This window comes from Streptomyces noursei ATCC 11455 (assembly GCF_001704275.1).
Classification (GTDB): domain Bacteria; phylum Actinomycetota; class Actinomycetes; order Streptomycetales; family Streptomycetaceae; genus Streptomyces; species Streptomyces noursei.
In genome coordinates, this window is the sequence record NZ_CP011533.1 from 391,484 (window position 1) to 414,143 (window position 22,660).

At 70.5% G+C, this 22,660-nt stretch carries 18 protein-coding genes and 4 pseudogenes; 17 read left to right on the forward strand and 5 right to left on the reverse strand.

All coding sequences use genetic code 11. The features are described 5' to 3' along the window. Positions 1-38 precede the first annotated feature (38 nt). The 5 genes and pseudogenes from SNOUR_RS42295 to SNOUR_RS01675 form a co-directional block, all read left to right on the forward strand. Positions 39-173, forward strand: a pseudogene (locus SNOUR_RS42295) (transposase); the annotation flags it as partial. 617 nt (positions 174-790) lie between these two features. Beyond that, on the forward strand, positions 791-1,276 hold the full coding sequence (locus SNOUR_RS01660; protein ID WP_067343201.1) for a cupredoxin domain-containing protein: 486 nt from the start codon (positions 791-793) through the stop codon (positions 1,274-1,276). A 2-nt stretch (positions 1,277-1,278) separates the two neighbouring features. Next, a complete protein-coding gene (locus SNOUR_RS01665) occupies positions 1,279-1,782 on the forward strand; it encodes a hypothetical protein (RefSeq protein ID WP_067343204.1) in 504 nt (167 codons plus the stop codon). Positions 1,783-1,786: 4 nt separating this feature from the next. Continuing rightward, positions 1,787-2,353 (forward strand): DUF6529 family protein, encoded by a 567-nt coding sequence (locus tag SNOUR_RS01670; protein WP_174717828.1) that lies wholly within the window; start codon positions 1,787-1,789, stop codon positions 2,351-2,353. Between the two features lie 546 nt (positions 2,354-2,899). After that, positions 2,900-4,201: a cytochrome P450 gene (locus SNOUR_RS01675; RefSeq protein WP_312631636.1), complete on the forward strand. Its 1,302-nt coding sequence runs from the start codon at positions 2,900-2,902 to the stop codon at positions 4,199-4,201. Between the two features lie 108 nt (positions 4,202-4,309). Here the strand turns inward: SNOUR_RS01675 and SNOUR_RS01680 are convergent, their stop codons facing one another. Beyond that, positions 4,310-4,867, reverse strand: coding sequence for a GNAT family N-acetyltransferase (locus SNOUR_RS01680; RefSeq protein WP_067343205.1), 558 nt, complete (start codon positions 4,865-4,867; stop codon positions 4,310-4,312). Positions 4,868-5,283: 416 nt separating this feature from the next. Between SNOUR_RS01680 and SNOUR_RS01685 the strand changes: the two genes are divergently transcribed. From SNOUR_RS01685 to SNOUR_RS01715, 8 genes and pseudogenes are all read left to right on the forward strand, one after another. After that, positions 5,284-5,511: a ferredoxin gene (locus SNOUR_RS01685; protein WP_067357535.1), complete on the forward strand. Its 228-nt coding sequence runs from the start codon at positions 5,284-5,286 to the stop codon at positions 5,509-5,511. Continuing rightward, a pseudogene (locus SNOUR_RS01690) lies at positions 5,508-6,878 on the forward strand (NAD(P)/FAD-dependent oxidoreductase); the annotation flags it as partial. The gene SNOUR_RS01685 and the pseudogene SNOUR_RS01690, both read left to right, overlap by 4 nt. Positions 6,879-7,160: 282 nt before the next feature. Further along, positions 7,161-8,132, forward strand: a pseudogene (locus SNOUR_RS01695) (cytochrome P450); the annotation flags it as partial. Between the two features lie 205 nt (positions 8,133-8,337). Continuing rightward, positions 8,338-8,421 (forward strand): annotated as a pseudogene (locus SNOUR_RS45145) (dienelactone hydrolase family protein); the annotation flags it as partial. Positions 8,422-8,702: 281 nt separating this feature from the next. After that, entirely contained in the window at positions 8,703-9,752 is a 1,050-nt protein-coding gene (locus SNOUR_RS01700) for a chitinase (protein WP_312631639.1), read from the forward strand. Positions 9,753-10,088: 336 nt separating this feature from the next. Next, the gene (locus tag SNOUR_RS01705) at positions 10,089-10,616 is read left to right on the forward strand and encodes a hypothetical protein (RefSeq protein WP_067357541.1); all 528 of its coding nucleotides are present in this window, start codon (positions 10,089-10,091) and stop codon (positions 10,614-10,616) included. Between the two features lie 305 nt (positions 10,617-10,921). Further along, entirely contained in the window at positions 10,922-11,482 is a 561-nt protein-coding gene (locus SNOUR_RS01710; RefSeq protein WP_067343207.1) for a cysteine hydrolase family protein, read from the forward strand. 659 nt (positions 11,483-12,141) lie between these two features. Then, positions 12,142-14,253, forward strand: a complete 2,112-nt coding sequence (locus tag SNOUR_RS01715) for an alpha/beta hydrolase (RefSeq protein ID WP_067343209.1) — start codon at positions 12,142-12,144, stop codon at positions 14,251-14,253. A 205-nt stretch (positions 14,254-14,458) separates the two neighbouring features. Here SNOUR_RS01715 and SNOUR_RS01720 read toward each other — a convergent pair whose 3' ends face one another. Next, the gene (locus SNOUR_RS01720) at positions 14,459-14,872 is read right to left on the reverse strand and encodes a hypothetical protein (RefSeq protein WP_067343211.1); all 414 of its coding nucleotides are present in this window, start codon (positions 14,870-14,872) and stop codon (positions 14,459-14,461) included. Positions 14,873-15,121: 249 nt separating this feature from the next. Beyond that, a complete protein-coding gene (locus SNOUR_RS01725; protein WP_067343213.1) occupies positions 15,122-15,574 on the reverse strand; it encodes a winged helix-turn-helix transcriptional regulator in 453 nt (150 codons plus the stop codon). Between the two features lie 96 nt (positions 15,575-15,670). Between SNOUR_RS01725 and SNOUR_RS01730 the strand changes: the two genes are divergently transcribed. The 4 genes from SNOUR_RS01730 to SNOUR_RS01745 all read left to right on the forward strand — a co-directional run bounded on the left by SNOUR_RS01730 (position 15,671) and on the right by SNOUR_RS01745 (position 20,299). Beyond that, on the forward strand, positions 15,671-16,936 hold the full coding sequence (locus SNOUR_RS01730; RefSeq protein WP_174717829.1) for an MFS transporter: 1,266 nt from the start codon (positions 15,671-15,673) through the stop codon (positions 16,934-16,936). Between the two features lie 413 nt (positions 16,937-17,349). Then, positions 17,350-18,345: a hypothetical protein gene (locus SNOUR_RS44425; protein ID WP_312631645.1), complete on the forward strand. Its 996-nt coding sequence runs from the start codon at positions 17,350-17,352 to the stop codon at positions 18,343-18,345. Then, positions 18,342-19,616: a sensor histidine kinase gene (locus tag SNOUR_RS44430; protein WP_312631646.1), complete on the forward strand. Its 1,275-nt coding sequence runs from the start codon at positions 18,342-18,344 to the stop codon at positions 19,614-19,616. The genes SNOUR_RS44425 and SNOUR_RS44430 overlap by 4 nt, the downstream gene beginning before the upstream one ends. Then, entirely contained in the window at positions 19,613-20,299 is a 687-nt protein-coding gene (locus SNOUR_RS01745; RefSeq protein WP_067343218.1) for a response regulator transcription factor, read from the forward strand. Before SNOUR_RS44430 ends, SNOUR_RS01745 begins: the two co-directional genes overlap by 4 nt. Before the next feature lie 102 nt (positions 20,300-20,401). Here SNOUR_RS01745 and SNOUR_RS01750 read toward each other — a convergent pair whose 3' ends face one another. Together SNOUR_RS01750 and SNOUR_RS01755 are read right to left on the reverse strand one after the other, a co-directional pair. Further along, entirely contained in the window at positions 20,402-21,601 is a 1,200-nt protein-coding gene (locus SNOUR_RS01750) for an amino acid kinase family protein (RefSeq protein ID WP_067343220.1), read from the reverse strand. Then, positions 21,598-22,647 carry an aspartate-semialdehyde dehydrogenase gene (locus tag SNOUR_RS01755; protein WP_067343222.1) on the reverse strand — a complete coding sequence of 350 codons (1,050 nt, stop codon included), beginning with the start codon at positions 22,645-22,647 and terminating at the stop codon, positions 21,598-21,600. Before SNOUR_RS01755 ends, SNOUR_RS01750 begins: the two co-directional genes overlap by 4 nt. Between the last annotated feature and the right edge of the window lie 13 nt (positions 22,648-22,660).

Here is a 22,660-nt window from a genome sequence, read left to right on the forward strand (position 1 = left end):
ACGGGTTGGTCAGTTGGTCGTAGGTGCCTGTCCGATGAGTGATCACTGATGCGATATGGGACCGGATCGAGCCGCTGGTGCCGGCCGATCCGGTCCGCGGGCGGCGATGGGCCGACCACCGCCGCACCCTTGAGGCCATCGCGTGGAAGTACCGCACCAACTCGCCCTGGCGATAGCTGCCCGTTGAACTCGTTCCGTTCCAGACCGCCCACAACCGTCACGGCAGGCCGGGCTGGCGACGCTCCATGTGTCCGTCCCGCCGCCTGGCCGCCTGGCCGCCTGGCCGCCTGGCCACCAGGTTTCCGCCTTGCGGTTCCAAGTGAACGTCACAGACGCGACGGGCATGTCTCGTTGCGAGGTCCAAAGGACGAAGGACGACGGCACCGGGCGCGCCCGGTGTTTCCCGGGGCCACCGAGCTCCCTGACCGCTCATCGACCCACCGCGCAACGCCGAGCAGCCTGATTCCTTCGTACGTGATCCGCGGCTGCAGGACGAGTGGCACTACCAGCGGGGCGACCGCCGGTCCCAGCCGGTGAGTGGCCCCTGGGGGCTGGGCGACCCGGCCTCATCACCGTGCCGCTTCGGATTCGACTTTCGCCTGCGTGGGACAGCCGGTAACCGGCCGCGGTTGGGGCTGCGGCCCTTTCACTGCTGATGCTGGCCGCCGCGGCCACTGCTGATGCTGGCCGCCGCGGCCCGATCGGGTGATGGCCCGCCCACCGAGAGTGTCGGCGTTGGCGCGGCCAGGAACGTGGGCCAGTCTCGTCGCGGAAGGGAGGCCCGCCAAACATGGTCGTGCACTGCTTCGGATCTCCGCGCCCCGCCCGCGACGGAGTGAGGTTCCTGGCGCTCATCGCGCTGACCGCCGCCACCGCGTGCTCCAGCGGTTCGACCCCGGCTCCGACCGGGAGTCCGAGCGCGAGCGCGAAGCCGGCCACGACGATCACCGTCACGATGAAGGAGTATTCACTGGCCCTCTCGCCGGCCCACGCGGCCGCGGGGACCGTCACGTTCGTCGCGGACAACGCCGGCGCCGTCGCACACGCACTGACCGTCGCGGGGCCCGGCGTGTCCGACGCGCACACCTCGACCGTCGCGCCCGGCGGCAAGGCGCGGCTCACCGTCACCCTCCAGGCCGGCAGCTACGAACTGTGGTGCCCCATCGGCAATCATCGGGAACTCGGCATGGACACCCACCTCCAGGTCGGTGGGAAGAGCCCGGCGTCACAGGCCCCCGGCAGCGCCGCCGCGACCGCGACCGCGACCGGGCAGTAGCGATGGCTCCCGGACCCGGCGGCCGCCCGGACCGCACCTCCATCAGCCGGCGCACGGTCGTGCGCGTGCTGCTCCAGGTGGTGACCGCGGCCTCACTGGCCGTGAACGCCTATGTGCACGCCGGCCTCGCCGCTGCCTTCGACCCGGTCGGGCAGCAGATCAGCCAGGGAACGCTGTTCCGCCTCGAAGCCGCTGTGGCGTCCCTGGCCGCGCTGCTGGTCCTGCTCCTCGGTCGCCGGCGACCGGTGTGGGCGTTCGCCTTCCTGGTGTCCGTCTCCGCCTTGGGCGCCGTGCTGCTCTATCGGTATGTGAACGTGGGCCCGCTCGGTCCGCTGCCGAACATGTACGAGCCGGTCTGGTGGCCGGACAAGACCGCCAGTGCGATCGCCGAGGCCGTCGGTGCCGTGACCGCGCTCGGCGGCTTTCTGATCACCGGCCCGCCGCGCTCCGCGTCCACTCGAGCCGCCAGTCCTCAGGGCGACAAGGGCGACGGCGGGGGCGGCTGATCACGTGTCACGCCTCCCCCTCCGCGCCGAACCCCGGCAGTTCCTGGGGCTGCTGTGGCTGCTACTGCCCCTGGCGGTGACCGCCGCCCTGTTCTGGTTCGGCCTGGTACACACCCCGGAGCACCGGCGCAGCTTCTTCGGGACGCACGGCCCCGCCGTCATCCTGCTCAAGTCCCAGCTGGGCAGCGCCCTGTTGGGACTGGCTCTGATCCAGTTGCTCCTCGCGCTGTGGATGTACGGCCGGCTGCCCGGCCTGCGCGCCGCGCCGCACCCAGTGGGCACCGTGCACCGCGTGATCGGTATGTTCGCTTTCCTGTTCTCCATCCCGATCGCCCTGCAGTGCATCCTCGCCTACGGCGTCAGCCTGACCGGGCCCCGCCAGGCGCTGCACTCGCTCGCCGGCTGTTTTCTCTACGGGGCCTTCGTCGCCAAGGTCGTCGTGGTGCGCCACCGCCGCTGGCCGGGCTGGGCACTCCCGCTCGCCGGTGGCACGCTCGTCACGGTGATCGTTCTGGCCTGGTACTCGGCGGCGTTCTGGTACCTGAACGGCTTCCGGGTGCCCGGCCTGTAGGCGGACGACGCCGGATCGGTGCCGTCATCGGCCACTGTCGGCAGTGGTCACGGCTCGCCCACCCGCCGCCTTGCCGAGGTGCGAGGTGATCGGTTCGCGCGAAAGCCGTCCGTTCCTTCGGGGCGTTGGTGCCGCCGGTCTTGAGGTGCCTGGCGCGCCGCCACACCTCGCCGCCGGGAGCGGCACCGACCGCGGGCACCGGGGCGACGTCGGCCGGCTGCGAGTCCGGCCTGCAAGCACGTGCGTTGTATCCACGCGTACGACCGATGCCCTAAAATAGGGCATATGTGCTATGGGTCAAGAAAATACACGTCCGACGCATGGCGCTGAAGGCAAGCGAGAGGAGCGCCTCATGATTGCCAAGCTGCTCGCCAAGTTGTCCTTCACCCGCAACTACGGTGCGTACGGGGCCCATGACTGGGGCACGCACACCGGCGACGACAGGGTGTGACCACACGGTCGGCGGGCGCCACGGGCTCCCGCCGGCTCCTGGTCGCGCTGCCGACGATATCGGCCTGACTGGCACGAGAAGTCAGGGGCGATCCCATGGGCCCAGTGAACGAGCCGCCGCGGTTGCCCGGAGGCAGCTTCGCGGCCTGGAGCCGCGACCGGCTGGCACTGGCGCGCCGTGGCGCCGACGAGTGCGGGGATGTCTGGCAGCTGGAGCCGGGGGTCTACGTAGCCGCTACGGCCGGGGTGTGTGAAGCGGTCCTGCACCGGGCGCAGGACTTCCCCAAGCCGTCCTCGCCCCTCTTCCCGCCGTTGAAGCGGGCCGGCGGAGCGCCGACGCCCGAGGAGCGTGCGCACGCTCGCGCCGCCCGCATGCGCGGACTGCGCCCGCAGGCGGTTGCGGCCCGGATCGGTGAGATCGCACCTGGGACCGCTCGATTCGTCGACGAGTGGCCCACGGACCGGGACGTCGAGATTCTGCCCCTTGTCCGGCCCGTCCTGGCGGAGATCGGTGTGCGCTACCTCTTCTCCGAAGACGCTCCCGTCCTGCTGCCCTTCGCCTGGCAGCTCTTCGTGGCCCGGGAGGTGCTCGTACGACCCTCGCGCTGGGTGTGGCCGCGCTGGGTCCCCACACCGGCACGGCGGTTCCGCACACGCCGGCAAGTCGCCTTCACCAACGCTCTGCGGCCCATCGTCCGCCGACGCCGTGCATCGGGCCTGCTCGGTGACGACGTGCTGGGACAGATGCTCCGGCCCTCCGCCCGCTACGGTCCGCTGTCGGAAGAAGCCGTCCTCGACACCCTCCCCGGAATCACCGTCGCCACCTTCGAGACTCCCGCCCGGGCAGCCGGATGGATCCTGCTCCACCTGGCCCGATACGCCCAGGCCGCGGACCGCGTCGCCGCCGAAGCCGCCCTGCTGCCCGCCGACCCGACCACGACGACCAGCACCCACCTCGACAACCTGCAGTACGCCCGGGCGCTGGTACGCGAAGTGCTCCGACTGCACCCCCCGAGCTGGCTGCTCACCCGGCGCGCCCCGCGACAGACTCAGCTCGCCGACTACACCATCGACGCCGGGTCCACCGTTCTCGTCTGCCCCTACACCGCCCACCGCGACGCACGGGAACACCCCGAGCCGGACCGGTTCCGGCCCGAACGCTGGCTCGACGATGCGGGCTCGCCGGCGAAACCCGGGGTCTTCCTCGGCTTCGGTACCGGGCCGCACGGCTGCGAGGGAGCCGCCCTGGCCATGGCCATGCTCACGCTCATGACCGCGCAGACCGCCCGCCGCTACCACTTGAGCGAGCCGCCCGGCGCGGAACCCGGCTACCGGGTCACCACCTTCGAAGGTCTGGCAACCGCCGGCCTGCACCTGCGTGCCACCTTGCGCGACTGAGGGCAGTCCTCCTCTCGGTGGCAGGCCGCCTCGCAGGCCGCCTCCACCCGCGAACAACGAACGTCGATCACGTCCGAGTGCCGTTCCACACGCGCACGGATCACCGGCTCATGGTCCGCTCATCGTGTGTCGCCGGTCGAACTCGTCGACGAGCATGCCCATCATGACGAGGTCGTGGTGCCGGCCGGCGAAGAAAACGTGCTCCCGCAAACGCCCCTCCTCGGTGAAGCCGAGCCCACGAAAGAGTGCCAGCGATGCCTCGTTGTGGGCCAAGACCGCCGCCAGGCATTTGTGATAGCGCCGCTCGGCGAACATGAAGCGCAGCAGCAGCACCACGGCTTCCGTCGCGTAGCCCTTGCGCCGGTGGCCTGCGCCGATGGTGATGTCGAACTCGAACCAGCCTGAGTGAGGGCCGATGCGATGTGAGCCGACCGTACCGACCAGCTCTCCCGTGACCGTCGCTTCGACCGCCAACCGGAAGCGGTCGTCATCGCACTCGGCGACGGCCTGCTCCTTCGCCCAGGCACGGTAGCTCTCGGCGGACCGCGGCAGCTCCAGCCGTCCCGCTCGCGGCTCGTCATCGTCGGCGAAACGCGCGAACGCCGTCCAGTCGTCGGGCTCGACAGCGCGCAGGCGTACCCGATTGCCGGTCCAGGACGATGCCATGCCCTTATTTGAACGCTGCTGTGCGCACGAGGCCGACAGGCACGCCGAGGCAGGCGTTGCCCGCCGTGCTCCGCCTCACCGCTGGTCGTCGTCCTCGGACTCGCCGGTATCGGTGCCGCTGTTACGCTGATTTTGTGACGGTTTTCCGGCGCACCGTGCCATACGGTTTCCGTCGAAACGGCAGTCCAGAAGAACGCCGCTCGCGTAACCAAAATGCAGCCGCAACCAGGGATACGCCCCTGATCAGGCACCGATCGCCTCAGCCGCGATCATCCATTCTTTCCATGGGGACCCGACGAGCGCGGTGCACCCCCTCGCACTTCGCAGGGGTGGGCAGCGGCCGGATCCTCCCTCGTTGCGCGCCGGAGTGGCGCTGGCTTGAGGGTCTGCAGCTCCCACTCCCTGTGGAGGTCGGGGTGAAAGTTGTCGTTGATCTTTCCCGATGTGTGGGGTACGCGCAGTGCGCGTTCCTGGCTCCGGAGGCGTTCCGGATGCACGGTGAGGAAGCGCTCATGTACGCCCCGAACCCCGACGACGCCCAGCGCGACCAGGTGCTCCGCGCCGCGGCGGCCTGCCCGGTCCAGGCGATCCTGGTCGACCAGCTGGAGGCGCGGCATACCCCGGCGGAGGCGTCGCCGTCATGACCGGTGCCGACGACCTGCGTGCGTTCAAGCGCGAGGGCCGCATCGTGGTCGTCGGGGCTTCGCTGGCGGGGCTGCGGGCCGCGGAGGCTCTGCGGGACGAGGGTTTCACCGGATCGTTGACCATGATCGGTGACGAGTTGGGCGAGCCCTACGACCGGCCTCCCCTGTCCAAGCAGGTACTGACCGGGTGGGTGCCGGCCGGAGGCACCGCTTTGCCCCGCCGTCGTGGCATCGATGCGGAGTGGCTGCTGGGCGTGCCCGCCAGCGGGCTGGACCTCGCGACGAACCACGTGCGTCTCGCCGACGGACGCAAGGTTCCCTTCGACCGGTTGCTGATCTCCACCGGGGTCCGGGCCCGGCCGTGGTTCGTCGAGTCCGAGGCGGCCCTGGACGGGGTGTTCGTCGTACGCACACGTGAGCATGCCGAGAGCCTGCAGCGGGCCCTCGCCGCCGGGCCCTCCCGTGTGCTGGTCATCGGTGCGGGATTCACCGGCTCCGAGATCGCCTCCGTCTGCCGCGAGCGGGACATCCCGGTGACCGTCGCCGAACTCGCGCCGGCCCCGCTGGTCGGGGCACTCGGCGCCATGATCGGCGAGGTTGCGGCCGGCATGCAGCGCGCTCACGGTGTCGACCTGCGGTGCGGTGTCAAGGTCGCCCGGCTGGAGGGCGACGCGCAAGGACGGTTCCGCCGCGCTCACTTCGACGACGGCAGTACGGTCGACGCCGATGTGGCGGTGGTGGCACTCGGAAGCATCCGCAACACCGAATGGCTGAAGGAGTCGGGACTGGCGGCGGGCGTATGGGGAATCACCTGTGACACGGGCTGCCGCGCCCTCGACCTCAACGGCCGCGTCACCGACGACGTCTTCGCCGCGGGAGACGTGGCACGTTGCCCGAACCCCCTCTACGAACACCGGCTCATCTCGCTGGAGCACTGGGCCAACGCCGTGGAGCAGGCGGAGATCGCGGCACACAACATGGTCAGTGCCCAGGCGGGCCACCGGCCCCACCTGTCCGTCCCGCTGTTCTGGTCGATCCAGTTCGGCGTCAACATCAAGTCCGTCGGCGTGCCGACCTTCGCCGACGAGGTGGTCGTCACCCAGGGATCGCTGGACGACCACCGTTTCGTCACCGCATATGGCTATCGGGGCCGCGTCACGGCCGCCGTGAGCTTCAACAACGGCAAGTGGCTTGACCACTACCGACGGTTGATCGAGACGGCCGCACCTTTCCCGCCTCCCTACCCCACGCCGGACCAGCCGGCCGACAGGAAACCGGTGCCCGTCGACTTCCCCGGCCCCGCTCTGCTCGCGCGAGGTGCCACGGCGGTCGTCACAGGCCATGACCCGGGTGAGCCCCGCGTCACGACCGTGCACCAGCATCGGCGGGAGGAGGACCGGACGACCACGACCGGGACGCCCGGCACGCTGCAACGGATCTTCGACTACTCCGCCCGGGCCGACCCCTACCCGCTGTATGCCGAGTTGCGCAAGACACCGGTGGCTCGGCAGGAGGACGGCAGCTACGTCATCAGCACCTACCGCGAGATCACGGACGTACTCAATGACCCGCATCTGAGTTCCGACCTGCGCAATCTGGCGCATCCGATTCCCCCACCCGAGGACGGGGCCACGTCGTCGTTCATCCACATGGACTCGCCCGAGCACGAACGCCTGCGGCGGATGGCGATGCGTCACTTCGGCCCCCCGCACACCCCTGGGCTGGTGACCGGACTTGAAGGCTTCCTGACCGCCACCGTCGGCGGCCTGATCGACGATGTGGTGGGCAAGGAGCAGATCGACATCGTCGACGATTTCGCCTTCCCGCTCCCCGTAACCGTGACCTGTCGTTTGCTCGGCGTGCCACGCGAGGACGAGCCGAGGTTCCACCTCTGGGTGAACGACATCATGAAATCGATCGACTACAACCCCGAGACCGACCCGAAGGAGAAACTGGACAAGGGCGTACAGGCACGCAAGGACTTGCGCCAGTGCCTCGGCGAGCTGGTGGAACAGTGCCACGGGCGGCCGGGAGACGGGCTGCTGTCACGGCTGGCCAACGACGACGGGCCCGACGGTCGGATGGCCGACGCCGAAATCGTCGCCACCGCCAGACTGTTCCTCGTCGCCGGCCATGAGACCGTCGTCAACCTCATCACCAACGGCATGCTGACGCTGCTGCGTCACCCGCAGGTGCTGCAGCGGCTGCGCGACGAACCGGACCTCGTCGTGCCGCTGGTCGAGGAACTGCTGCGCTACGAGCCCCCCGTGCACATCATTCCCTGGCGGGTGGCGTACAGCGACATCACCGTCGCCGACACCGTCATCCCCCAGGGCTCGCAGATCATGCTCATGCTGGCCTCAGGCAGCCGCGATCCGAAGCGCTTCCACCATCCGGACCGCTTCGACCCGGATCGGCACGACAACCAACACCTGGGGTTCGGCAGCGGCATCCACCTGTGTTTCGGCGGCCCGCTGGCCCGGCGGGAAACCCAGATCGCGCTGACCGAGTTGGTACGCCGGCTCGACCGCCCCAGGCTGGTCGCCGACCCGCCGCCGTACCGGCCCAGCCCCGTTCTTCGGGGCCCGATCCATCTGGACATCGAGCAGGGTGACGGGTGACCCGGCAGCCGAGGGCAGTTGAAAGCTCACGCCGCGGACGGCCGGAACCAGTACCTTCCACAGTGCCCGCCCACGGCAGTGCCCACCCACGGGGCCGTACCCGCGCTGATGTGCCGACGGTGAGGGCAGGCCCGACCGGGCTCGACGGTCGCTACAGTCCAGTCTCATGACGACGGTCACCACGCGCACGGTCGCATACCCGGCCCCCGACCGGATCGCCGGCATCGGCTACGGCACCGGCGGCGCCGTCGTGTTGGAACTCGGGCGCGACGGCGTCGACCTGCTCGCCGAGCGCCTGCCGGTTACGGAGTGAGGTGTGCCGTGGCCTTCCCCGGCCGGCGCTGGGGAAGGCCACGCGATCATCGGTGCCGGCCTCCGCCGTATGGACCGCGGAGGACTCCTCGCTCTCCGCACCAACGGCAACCTCGGCCCCAGGAACGTCCCAAGCCGTTGTAAAGGTGGGGTGGTTGCGGCCTGCGGGACTCTTGACGGCAGCCTTGGTCTAGTCCAGCTTGTGTCGGTGAACGGTCATGCTCCTTCTTCCTCCCCCACGGAAGGACCGGACACCTGATGAGGAAATCCCCCCGCATAGCCCTGGCGGCGGCAGTCGCCGGAGCGTTGTCCACCCTCGGAATCACCGCCGCCAGCGCGGACACCACACACCTGCAGTCGACCCGCCCGGCGGCCCACCTTGACGCGGCACAGTTCGCCCCGTTCGTGGACATGAGCAACTCCGCCGAGGGCCAGCTCGATGTGGCCATCACCAACCATGGCGTGAAGACCTACACCGCCGCTTTCACCATCGGCGCCGGTTGCAACAACATCTGGGGCGACACTCTCCCCGTCGGCAACGACCCGAACGTCGACCCGGAGATCGCCAAGGCCAAGGCCGAGGGCGCCAACGTGATCATCTCCTCCGGCGGAGCAAGCGGTGAACCGCTGGCCTTCACCTGCACCGACCAGAGCCAGATCGACGCGGGCTACCAGAAGGAACTCACCGCCTACGGCACCAACTCCCTGGACTTCGACATCGAGGGCGCGGCCGTCGCGGACACCGCAGGCGTGGCCCGGCAGATGACCGCGATCAAGGACCTCAAGGCGAGCACCTCCGGGCTCACCGCCTCGGTGACGCTGCCGGTGATGCCCACCGGCCTGACCGCCGACGGCGTCAACGTGCTCAAGGCAGCCAAGGCGGCCGGTGTGCAGCTGGACAACGTCAACATCATGACGATGGACTACGGGCAGGGCACCGGCACCGACATGGGCGCGGCCGCGATCAGCGCGGGCAAGGCCACCCTGGCGCAAATGCAGTCCGTGGACCCCGGCTACACCTACGCCAACCTCGGCATCACCCCGATGATCGGTGTGAACGACGACGGCTCCACCTTCAGCCTGGCCGACGCCGCTTCGGTGGCGAGCTGGGCGGCGAGCAACGGGGTCGGCCGGATGTCCTACTGGTCCGTCAGCCGCGACCAAGCGTGCAGCGCGGTTGCCAAGGCCCAGGCGTTGGGCAACGGCGGCATGGACGCCGCGCGCATCATGAGGCCGGCTTCCTCGCCGGTATGCAGCGGCGTCGCCCAGTCGCCGTTCGCCTTCACGGACGCACTCAGCAACGGCTGACGCCCGCTCGCGGGAGAACGAGCGGCGCCTGTGGTCCGATGCGGGCGCGGAATCCAGGGCTCGCATTCTGGGTGCCACCTGCGGTTTTCTGGCACTCCAACCGGCCAGTAACTTATGGATCCGTCCCGCACGGGTCACCTGGCGCTGTTCGGGAAGGCATGGGTCGCAGGGCCGTGACAAGCACGTCACCTGGGCCGCCATCCCCCGGTGGTTACAGCCGCCGCCTGCCCGCGATCCGCTTCGGGCCGGCTCAGTCAGGCATCAACAGCTCAGTGATCGCGAACAGTTCACCGGGGACGGCGCACGGTCGCGACTACGGGCCGATAGCTTGTGACCATGTCCGCGTTCATACAACAGCTTCCCGCACTGGTCGGGGTCATCATCGGTGCCATCGGCTCATACTTGGCAGTCACTCGCGGCGATCAAGCCCGCTTCCGGCGTGAGCAGACAGCTCGTTGGGAGGAACGCCGGCTGGCGGTCTACGCTGAATACGCGAAGGTGCTCAAGCAGACCGTCACCCTGACATATCGGGTTGCGGCCCACCTGGGCAACGATCCGCATCCGCACCCCTTGTCGCCCGAGGAGGCCGCTCCTCATCTGACCGACGCAACCGATGCCCGGGATCCCGCTGGAGAGGCGCTACTCATGCTCGGCAGCCCCGACGTGGTGGCGAAGGCACGGGATTGGGTCGTCACGGTCATGGACATGGAAGGGTTCCTGCGAGACCGGACCCACAGCCCCGAGACCTGGTCGGCCATGCTTGCGCAGCAGCGCGCCGCACGAGAGGGGTATTACGCGGCTGTTCGGCGCGACCTCGCGCTCCCGCCCGGCCATTCGGGGGAATGGAGCCTGCCGACGTCGTAGGCGGCTCCGCCGGGATCGGGCGACCGATGGCCTGGGGATGCCGCCAGTCGGTGCCCCAGGCTCTCCCACAGGCCCTACCGGGCAGCACCATTCACCATGCGACGCACCAACTTCCGGATGAGTATCCGTATCCGTCTCACCGTGCCGGACGGACACACCACCGCCGCGCCCGAGGCCGGGCAGGCAGGCAGGCAGGCAGGCAGGCAGGCAGGCAGGCAGGCAGGCAGGCAGGCAGGCAGGCAGCACCGAACGCGGAAGACACCTCATCCGTTCCAACGCCCAATCAACTTCGTTCTGGAGACGACATGAGCACCGCCCTTCTCGTGATGGACGTCCAACAGGCCGTCGTCGACATCGCCGACGACGGCTCCGGCTATCTGCCACGCCTGCGCAGGGCAATCGACGGAGCCCGGGCCGCGAACATCCCCGTGATCTACGTGGTCATCGCCTTGCGCCCCGGCTTCCCTGAAGTCGGCACGCACAACAGAGCCCTCGCCGCCATCGCACAGGCCGGCCTCTACATCGAAGGCGCCCCAGGCACCGAGATCCACCCCGAGGTAGCACCCCAGCCCGGCGACATCGTGGTCACCAAGAGACGAGCGAGTGCCTTCTCAGGCAGCGACCTCGACATGGTCCTCAGAGCACGCGGAATCGACAGCCTCGTACTCACCGGCATCGCCACCAGCGCGGTAGTGCTCTACACCCTGTGTCAAGCCAACGACCTCGACTTCGACCTCACCGTCCTCTCCGACGGCTGCCTCGACCTGGACCCGCACATACACCGCATGCTCATCGAGCAACTATTCCCACAATGGGCGGACGTCACCACCATCGACAACTGGCTCACCACCATCACACCCCAATAGCAACAAGCCAAACGCACAGCCACTTCGACCATCAGCTCCAGCGGGCCTGCCGGCCTTCCCTGGCCTCGCGGGGGCCGGACGGGGCACCGTCGTGACGCCCAGGCACGCACCAACCGGCCACCCCACTCCGTCCACCGCCGCCGCGAGGTCGAATCGGCAGTAGGAAACGCACCACCTCCCGGACACGCTCAGGTCCCGTCGCACGTTCAACGGCCGGGTGAGGGCCCGGTGTCACAGGACCGCTCGCCTCCGCACGCGTCCGGCACCGGGCACGTCAGGACGGGGGTTCCGGCCGAGGTGCGGCAACCGTCCGGCGCGCGAGAAGCGGCCGCGCTCCAGTTCAAGGCCGCTCCCCCGCCTCGGTGCCGGGCCCCCGCTCCCTGGCTCGACGGAAGGGAGTCGTGGGTAGCAGGCGCGTGCCGCCGGAGCGAATTCTCTCAACGAGCCTCACTGGTCGGCTACTTCGGAAACTGCGGGGCACGATCGTCCGAACCCGGCGGGCGCACGGTCGACATTCCGCCGCTCCTCGCACCGGCTTCCTCCAGCGCGAGTTGATGCCGCCGCGTCGGGCATAGATGAGCCGGGGGATGTGCTCGACCAGCCGGCACTGCGCGCAGCGCCGACTCGTAGCCGTACCGAGGCCGCCCCAGAGGACCCACATGACCGTTGCCGCCGATGCCACCAACCGCCCTCCCCACCAGCGTTCCACGGTCATCCGCCGGACACCGCCCCACCACGGTCTCCTCGCCGTCGCCGTCCTGGCGGCCGCCCTCGTCCTCCTCGGAGCGATGCTCGCCCCGCCGTCTCATGCCGCTGCCGGTGGCACGAGCCCCGGACTCCGACTCGGCTCCCTCCAACTCACCCCGTGCGAAGAGCCCCCGACCGGCTGGTGCGGAACCGCCGCAGTCCCGCTGGACCGCCGGGCTCCCGACAGCCCGACGATCGACATCGGCTTCGAGTGGGTACCGGCCACCGGACGGCCGCAGGGCACCGCGGTCGTGGTCGACGGCGGCCCCGGCTGGGCGACGCGCCACTCCCGCAGTGCCTACCTGGAGATGCTCGGACCGCTCCGGGACAGCCGAAACCTGCTGCTGTTCGACCTGCGCGGAACGGGCCGCTCACAGGCCCTCACCTGCCCCGACCTGGAGCACTACGCGGAGCAGCCCTCAGGGCCCGACTTCGCGCGGACCGTCGGCGCCTGCGGCGACCGGCTCGATCACACCTGGAAGCGCCCCGACGGCAGTTGGATCCACGCCTCCGAGCTCTTCGGGACCGCCGACTCCGCCCAGGACCTCGCCGATGTCCTCACCCGGCTCAGTATTTCCGGCGTCGACCTCTACGGCGACTCCTACGGCAGTTGGTTCGCCCAGGTCTTCGCCGCACGGCACCCGTCCCTGCTCCGTTCACTCACCCTGGACGCCACCTACGAAGTCCTCGGCCTGGACCCCTGGTACACCAGCAGCGTCACCTCCGCCCGCGACGCCTTCGCCGCTGTTTGCCGACGTTCACCGCGGTGCGCCGCCCACACCTCCACCGACGCGTGGACCCTCGTCTCCGCCCTATCCGCCCGCCTGCGCACCGCACCGCTGACCGGCACCACCACCGGCCTGGACGGAGAGCCCACCGCCGTAACCGTCACCGTGACCACCCTGGTCGACCTGGTCAACGACGCGGGCTCCGACCCGGAGATCTACCGGAGCCTGCAAGCCGCGGCCCACGCACTCCTTACCAGCGGCGACAGTGCCCCGCTGCTCCGCCTGGCTGAACAGACCTCCGCCCACGACGGCACCAACGCGCCGCCCCCGGACTTCTCCAGCGCCCTGTACTTCGCCGTGGCCTGCACCGACTATCCGCAGTTGTTCACCATGACCAGCCCGAGCACCGAGCGTGCCCGCCAACTTCGAAGCCGGATCGCCGCCCAACCCGCCGGCACCTTCGCTCCCTTCACCGCTGCCGAGTGGACGACCGTCAACGCCTACACCAACGCCTACGACGGCTGCCTCAACTGGCCGGCCCCCCAACGTACTCACACCCCCATCACGAGCCACCCGCCCCTGGTGCCCCCGACCCTGCCGGCCCTCGTCCTCGGCGGCGATCTCGACTCCCTCACCCCCACCGCCGGCGGCCGACGCGCCGCGGCCCAACTCGGGCGCTCCGCCCGGTTCATCACCGTGCCCAACGTCACCCACATCACCGCCATGCCCGAACGGACCCGGCCGGGACCGGAAGCGTGCGGACAGTCCCTCTACCGCCAATTCCTGCGCAACCCGGCCGCCCTGAGGCACCTGGACGTCTCCTGCACCCGGCACACCCCCGCCATCCCCACCCTCGCCGACTACCCCACCCGCCTCGCCGACACCACGCCCGCCACACCCGCGCCCGGCAACCAGGCCCTCCCGGACGCTCTGCGCGCGGCCTCCGTCGGCGCATCGGCCGTCGGCGACTCGATCGTCCGAAGCGGCTACCTGACCCACGAGCGCGACACCGGACTACACGGCGGCACCTTGACCGTCACCGGCACCCCTCAAGCGCACCTCACCCTCACCGACATCCGCTGGGTGACCGACGCCACCGTCAACGGCACCGCAACATGGGACCGCACCAACGGCACCGTCACCGCACACCTCAAAATCACCCCTGACTCCGGCTCCGACTCCGACTCCGGCGTCGCCGTCGACGTGACCTGGAACACCCTCACGCCCCGCACCCCGGCGTCCGTGACAGGCACAGCGGGAGACACCCCGCTGCGCGGCACCCTCCCCACACCGTGAGCAGGTTCGGATCGCTGGTCCTGGTCTGCGCCGACAACCCCGAAGCCTTCCTGAGCACCGAGCACCGAGGAAGCCAGCGGCATAGTCCCGGCTGTGGATTTGAAAGCGCGAGGACAGGCCACGACTACACGGCTCTGTGAACAGTGACCACACCACGCCACTGGACCCTCGCGCCGAAGGTCGAGCGTTCTCGACGAAGGCTCGGTCAGCGCACCTTGACGGTCTCGGTGGGCGTGACCATCTGCAGGTGGAGCTTGTTCGAGTTCCAGTCCGTCTCGTAGAGCGCGCCGCGGAACTGCAGCGTGCCACGGTGGTTCGCCCGGACCCATGTGTCGACCGCGCCGCCGTCGAAGACCGCGCCGTGAGCGCACTTCACCGTGTGCCAGGACCCGGTGGCCTGTCGCTGCTGCACACAGAACTTCTGGAAGAGGTCGTCATCGTTCGAGGCGTACCCCTTCACGTGGACGCGCGCGCCGGCCTTCACGGTGTGCGGGCTCGCCTTGAACTCATAACTGATCTTCGCGGAAGCCGTCACCGCACTCAGCCCGAGTGCGGAGATGCCCACTGCCGCGACGACGGCCGCACGCGCGGCACGCCGCTTGAGAACGCCCATCGCCATCGCCACGTCTCCCCCTTCGGATGGTCTTGCGCTCGGCGGCAGCGAACGGCGCAAGGAGGCGAAGCCGTTCCTCGGTCCGCAGGCGCCGTATCAACTCGCCGATGCACCCTGTCAGAGGGCGAATAAGGGAGCGCCGTTGCCCCGCGTCGCGTCATTTTTTGGCGGGTCTCGATCAGGCGGGGGTAGCGGTGCTCCCGGCGTCCGAGCTGTCGGTGGGGCGGACTGTCGGCGTCGGGTGTTCGGCTCGGATCAGTGGGTGGAGATCTTGTGGACGGTGGTGTCGTCGGGGTTCAGTCGTCGCCCGTCCGCAGACAGCACTTCCAGTGGGCGGAGGCGATGCCCCTGGCGGCGGTCGAGCAGCTGTGAGTGTGGTTCGTCGGGGGCGAAGAAGTGCTGTTCGCCCCACTGTCGCAGTGCCACGATGACGGGGAAGAGCGCCTGGCCCTTCGGGGTCAGTACGTACTCGCGGTAGGCGCTTCCGTCGGAGGCGGGGACGGATTCGAGGACGCCGCCGGCGACCAGGGTGCGCAGACGCGCGGTGAGGATGTTCTTCGCCACTCCGAGGCTGCGTTGGAACTCCCCGAAGCGCCGGCTTCCGTCGAAGGCGTCCCGCACGATCAGCAGGGACCACCAGTCGCCGATCGCGTCCACCGACCGGGCGACGGGGCATTCGCTGTCGTCGAAGCGCGTCCTGGTCACCATGGCGTCCCTCACTCTCACGTTGGTTGCAACATGCTACCAAGAAAGCTACCGTCTACACTGGTAGCAAGTTGAAACCGAATATGCGAAGGAGTGCTGATGCCTGGCAATGGTGAGGTCGTGACACGACAGACCGAGGCTCCGAGCGGGGGACGTTCCTCATTCGTCCTGTCCCGTGGCGTCGTCGTACTGTTCGCCGTCGCCTGCGGGGCCGCGGTGGCCAACGTCTACTTCTCCCAGCCGCTGCTGGTCACCATGGGCCACGACCTGGCCATGAGCCCGGCGCTGGTCGGCAGCGTGGTCACCCTCACGCAGGTCGGATACGGGCTGGGGCTCTTCTTCCTGGTGCCGCTGGGCGACGTGACCGACCGCAGACGGCTCATCGTGGCCCAGTTACTGCTCCTGGTGGTGGCGCTGGCCGTGGTGGCCGCCGCCCACACTGCGGCGATACTTCTCGCGGGCATGGCCGCGACGGGGCTTCTCGCGGTCGTCACTCAGACGTTGGTGGCCTTCGCGGCGTCACTGGCCCCGCCGGCCGGGCGCGGACGGGTCGTCGGTCTGGTCACCAGTGGCGTGGTCATCGGAATCCTGCTCGCCCGCACCGTATCCGGCCTCTTGGCCGATCTCGCGGGCTGGCGCTCCGTCTATCTCGTTTCAGCGTCGCTCACCGCCGTGCTCGCCCTGGTCCTGTACCGGGTGCTGCCGCGCCGCAGTGACGCTTCGCCGACAACCCTGCGCTACGGGCAGCTCCTGCGCTCCACGCTCACCCTGTTCGCGCGGGAACGACTGCTGCGGCTCCGGGCCCTGTTCGGTCTGCTGGTCTTCGCCGCCTTCAGCACCCTGTGGAGCAGCATCGCACTGCCGCTCAGCGAGGCCCCGTATTTCCTGCCGCACAGTGCGATTGGGGCGTTGGGGCTGATCGGTGTCGCCGGCGCCCTGGCCGCGACCGTGGCGGGCCGCCTGAACGACCGCGGACTCTCCCGGCGGACCACCGGCATCGCCCTGGCGCTGCTCGCCGCCTCGTGGTTGCCCCTGGCCTTCACCCGCAGCTCGCTGTGGGCCCTGGTCGTCGGGGTGATCCTCCTCGACCTCGCCGTGCAGGCGGTCCATGTCACCAACCAGACTCTGATCTACGCGCTGCACCCGGAGGCGGGCAGCCGACTGATCGGCGGATACATGGTCTTCTACTCGATCGGCAGCGCCACCGGCGCCATCGCCGCGACCTCCCTCTACACGGCGGCCGGCTGGGGCGCCGTCTGCGTACTGGGGGCCGCCTTCAGCTGCCTGGGGCTCGTGCTGTGGGCGTTCACGCGACGCAGCGTTCCGCAGCGCGACGCCGAGACGGCCTCACGCGGCGAAGCCTGAGCGGTCGCGCCGAACGTCGGGTGACGGGCACGCCGTGGATCACAAGACCGTGCGGCCCTGGTTCGGAGGCCAGGAACACGTGGGTCGGCGGGGTGTCCGGGACGTCGTCGGAGTGTGCGGCGGGGCGCGTGTCGTGAAGAGATCTCCTGGTCGCGTCGGGCGCTCGTGAGCCGCCCGGCGGCCAGGAGTCCTTCGTCGCCGGGGCGATGGCATCTCGGACGTGGCGTGCTGGTCGGGGCGGGACTTGCTTTTCAGGTGCAGCGGCTGAGCGCGCCCGGCGTCGCAGCGGTCAACTGTCGTCTGTCGGTGGGCGATTCGTCGGCCGTGGGGATGAGGGGCCTTCCGCCGTGCGGCGGAGCGGGTTGGTCCCGCGAGTCGAGGCGCACGGTGCGGCGGCGCGGAAGGCTGGGCGCATGAGCCGAATGACACAGACCGTTCCCCGTACCGGCCCGGCCGCCGTGCGTCGGATCCTGCGCTGGGTGGCCATCGCCGCCTGCGTGCCCTATCTCTCGCTCAAGATCGCCTGGATCGCGGGCAGTACCGTCGGCATCCCCGCGGGCAGCGCGCTGCTCGGCGATGGGACGTCGCTCAAGCTGATCAATGCGGCCACGGTGCTGATGGACGTGTCCGTCGTCGTCCTGGCCCTGGTCCTCACCAAGCCCTGGGGCAGGCGCGTCCCGTCGTGGCTGTTGGCCCTGCCGATGTGGGGCGCGGTTGGGCTGCTGACGCCCATCATGGTGGGATTCCCGGCCCAGTTGCTGGTCGGGGTGCTCGGTGGCACCGGTTCGGGATCATCCGGGGACAGCGGTGCGTTCTTGGAGGGTTGGGTCTTCGACCTCGTGTACGGCGGGTTCATCCTCCAGGGGTTGGCCCTGGGCACCCTGTTCGTGCTGTATGCCTGCGAGCGCTGGGGACACATGTGGCGGGGGCGGCTCGGCGACGTGGATGCCCGGCCGGTCGGGCGGGGGCAGCGGCTGGCGGCGCTGGTGGCGGCTGGTCTGGTGGTACTGCCCATGGCGGTGCACCTGCTGTGGGCGTGCGGTGTGCACACCGGGTTGTCGGATGCCTTGGCCGCGCAGTACGACGCCGATTCCGCGGTGCAGGACGCGGCCTATGTGCTGTACACGGGTGCCACCGTGGCGGGCCTGGTGCTGCTGCTCGCCCGGCGGGCGGGGGCGGCGCTGGCCTTGCGTGTACCGCTGCTGCTTGCGGGGGTGGGTTCGGCGGCGACCGGCTGCTGGGGTGGTTGGCTGCTGCTCGCGGCGGTGACCGGGCCCTCGCACGGTGATCGGGCCGCCACTCCGCTCATGCTCCTCACTTACGCTGTGCAGATGTTCGTCGGACTGCTCGTACTCACGGCCGGTGCCCGCTTCCTCAACGGGCGGGCCGGCGCCCCGCGTACCTCGTGACACGCCCCGTACGGGGCCTGGTGGCCGCCGCCCTGGGCCGCCGCGCACGGCTGCGCTGGGTGCATCTGCTCCTGGGCGGGGCGCTGTTGATGCCGTACTACCTCGTGACGAACGTCCTGGTGGCGGTCGTCCGGCCGGATTCCGGCGGCTTCCTCTCCACCTCCCTGGGCTGGCAGTTCGCCATCTTCGCGCTCGCGCTGGTACCCGGCGCCGCCACCGCACTCCACCCGCTGGTGCGGCCCCTTGTGAGCGGGGCGGCGCGGGCACTGTGCGGGGTGCCGGGAGCCGGGCTGGAGACGGGGCCGAGCAACTCCTGGGCGGCCAGGGGGCGGACGGCACTGTGGTACACACTGCACCTGCTGACCGGCGGCCTCGTCAGCGGAGTATCCCTGACCGTGCCACCCCTGGCCCTGATGCTGATCGCCGTGCCGGTCACCGGGATGCTGGGCGGCGTGCGGATGCCGTGGGGCCTGGGGCGCTCGGGAGCGTCGTGGTGGCTGCTGGCACCGCTGGCCGGCATCGGGCTGCTGGCCGGGGTCGTGGCCCTGTCCTGGGCGGCGGGCGCGCTGCTGGCGCGCTGCGCGCCCGTCCTGCTGGGGCCGACGGCCGCCGACCGACTGGCGGCGGCCGAGCGGCACGCGATGCAGTTGGCGCTGCGCAACCGACTGGCGCGGGAACTGCACGACTCCGTCGGGCATGCGCTCAGCGCGGTGACGCTCCAGGCAGTCGCGGCGCGCAGAGTCCTCGACGTCGACCCGGAGTTCGTCCGGCAGGCACTGGCTGCGATCGAGACCACGACCCGGGAAGCGGTCGGCGAACTCGACACCGTACTGGGGCTCCTGCGCGAGGAGGGCCCGACCGACACCGCACCGGCACCGACCCTCAGCGGCCTGGACGCGCTGCTCGACCGCACCCGCGCGGCAGGCGCCGCCCTCACCCTCGACGCACCCACGGCCCTGGACCGGATACCACCGGTCGTCTCCCGCGAGGCGTACCGGATCGTCCAGGAAGGACTGGGCAACGCCCTGCGCCATGCGAACCAGGCACGCATCCGCCTGCGTATCGCAGTGCACGACGACGCATTGGAGATCGATGTGGAAAACCCGATCGAACCCACCACCGGGCCCGCGCCCCGCCGTCGCGGCGGGGGCCGGGGGCTGCCCGGCATCGCCGAACGGGCCCGACTGCTGCGCGGCGAAGCCGTCTTCGGCGAGCACGAGGGTGTGTGGCGACTGGCCGTACGCCTCCCCCTGAGCGGCAGCGCCCAGTGACCGCCCCGACCCGGCCGGACACACCGCCGATCCGGATCGTCCTGGCCGACGACGAGCAGATGGTCCGCACCGCCCTGCGCGCCATCCTCGGCACCGAACCGGACATCGAAGTCGTCGGCGAGGCCGCCACCGGCGCCGAAGCAGTCCCCCTCGTCCGCGAACTGCGCCCGGACATCGTGTTGATGGACGTGCGCATGCCCCAGATCGACGGCATCCGCGCCACCGAGTGCATCCTGGCAGGCACCGACAACCCGCCACGCATCATCGTCCTCACCACCTTCGAGAACGACAGTTACGTGTACGACGCACTCCGCGCGGGCGCCTCCGGCTTCCTCCTCAAACGCGCGCATGCGGACGAACTCGTCCAGGCCGTACGTCTGGTGGCCCGCACCGACACGCTGCTGTTCCCCACAGCCATCCGCGCCCTGGCGCGTACGCACACCGATCGGCAGGGCTCGCGCGCAGAGGCGGAGCGGCTGCGCGAGCGCCTCTCCGCGCGCGAGGTGGAGGTGCTGCACCTGATGGCGCAGGGCCTGTCGAACACCGAAATCGCCCAGCGGATGACGGTGGGGGCAGCCACGGTCAAGACACATGTGGCCGGGGTGCTGGCCAAGTTGGGTGTCCGGGACCGCACCCAGGCGGTGATAGCCGCCTACGAGTGCGGATTCGTGTCACCAGGCTGATCGGAGGCGGGAACGGGTGGGTCGCAGGGTCCGCGCAGATCATCGTGGCGTCCGGTGGCGTGCCGTGCTCTCCCGGCCGGGGTCAGGCCACGTCAGGTCAGCTCAGGTCAATGGGCTGTTCTCGGTGGGCAGCGGCCGGGTCGGGCCGACCAGGACGTCGCTGTGCGGGGAGCGGGCCTTGGCCGGTGGGGGGACGGCCGGTCCAGGGGTGTTCCCGGGGTCCGGGTAGAGCAGGGCGTGGCGCCGGCGGGCTTCGGCCGCGGCCTCGGGGCGCGGGACCACGGTGTGCTCCGTGCTGCCGTCCGGCCACAGCGTGGTGACCAGGCACAGGTCGTCGAGACGGCGCGCGGCCCGCAGGTGCCGGGCCACGCCCCGCACGGCGGTCGGCACCGTCAGACATGCCTCGCCCGCGGTGTCGAACTCCACCACGGCCAGGCCGTCGGCCCACAGGCACTCCCCCGCCGCCCGGCGTTCCCGCGCGGACCTGAAGCACCACACGTCGCTGTTCTTGTGTACGACGACGGCGGCCGCCTCCGGGCCCGTGCCCACGGCGGTCCCGCCGTCCGGGCCCTCGTACCAGGGAAAGGGGCGGCACAGCAGTCGCACTCCGCCGCGCTCCGCCCAGTCCACGGCGCCCTCGTGGACGACCTTGGCCCCGTGCCGGGACATCCGGCGCACTCCCTCGTAGCTGATCCGGGACAGGGTGCGGGCCTCCGGGACCAGGTGGGGGTCGGCGGTGCACACGCCGGGCACGTCGGAGAAGAGTTCGCAGGTGTCGGCGCCCAGCGCGGCGGCCGCCGCCACCGCCGAGAGGTCCGAGCTGTTGCGGCCCAGCATCACCGTCCGTCCGTCCGCGTCGACCGCCTGGCCGCCGGGGACGACCACGACCGGACAGTCGGCCAGGGCCGCGGCCAGCGTCCCGGCGGTGGCCGAGACGAGTCTCGCCCGGTCGCCCGGCCCCTCGGCGAGGAGCCCGGTGTCGGCCGCCGGGAGGGGACGGGCCGTCACGCCCTCGGCGTCGAGCGCGGCGGCCAGCAGGGCGACGCTCACGGTCTCGCCGGTGGTCAGCAGCATCGCGGCGGCGTCCGCGGGCGGGTCCTCGACCAGGGCGTCCAGGGTCTGCTGGAGTCTGCCCGTCGTCCCGGACATGGCGCTCGCCACCACGACCAGTGGGCGCTTCTCCTCGGTGACACGGCGGACCGCGTACCGGGCCACCCGGTGATAGCCGTCGAGGTCGGCGAAGGCCGAACCGCCGAACTTCAGCACCAGCGGACGCCCGTCGGGGGTGCGGCGGGTCGTCATCCGAGCCACCCGTTCTTCAGGCCGAGTTCGACGATCTGCAGCGCGTTGAGCGCCGCCCCCACCCACAGGTTGTCGGCGACCACCCAGAGCGCCGCCGCCCGGTCGTCCTCCGGCTCGACGCGGATCCGCCCGACGTGGACCAGGGCGCGGTCCTCGGGTCGCGCGAAGACGGTGCGGGGCATGGGGTACGAGGGGCTCTGCGACCGGCCGTAGGCCCGTAACCCGGGTGTCGCGGCCAGGGCCGCCTCGACGGACTCGGTCGTGACCGGCTCCCGCAGTCTGACGTGCACTGCCTCGGAGTGGCAGTCGAAGACCGGCACCCGCACCGCGGTGGCGCTCACCCGCAGGTCCGGCAGGCCGAGGATCTTGCGCGGTTCGCGGACGAGCTTGCGCTCCTCGTGCGTGAGCCCGGTGTCGTCCTGAAGTCCTATCTCGGGCACGAGGTTGAAGGACAGCGGCTGTCCGAAGCGCCCGCCGGGGGTGCCTTGCGCGCGGGGGTCGTCCAGGATCGCCCTGGACCCCTCGGCGAGTTCCCGCAGGCCGCGCACTCCGCCGCCGGACGCCGCCTGGTAGGTGGCCACCACGACGTCCTCCAGGCCGGCCAGTTCGTGCAGCGGCTTCAGGGCGCGCACCAACTGGATCGTCGAGCAGTTGGGGTTGGCCACGAGGTTCGGTCCCGGCCGGTCGTCGAGCGCGCCGGGGTTGACCTGCGGTACGACGAGGGGCACGTCGGGGCGCATCCGGAAGGCGGAGCTGTTGTCGACGACCAGCACCCCGGCCGAAGCCAACCGCTCCGCCTCGCGGGCGCTGATCTCCGCGCCCGCGGAGAAGACGGCGACGTCCAGGCCGGCGGGGTCCAGGTCGTCGAGCGTCACCAGCTCCGCCATGGGCAGCGACAGCCCCAGTTCGTTGCCCAGGTCCCGGCCGAGGCTGCGCGCCGAGCCGACGGGCACCACCTGTTCCACCGGCACGATCCCGCCGTCGAGCAGGGCCAGGCACTCCCGGCCCACCGCTCCGGTGGCACCCACTACCGCGATGCGCAGCATGCACGTCCTCCTG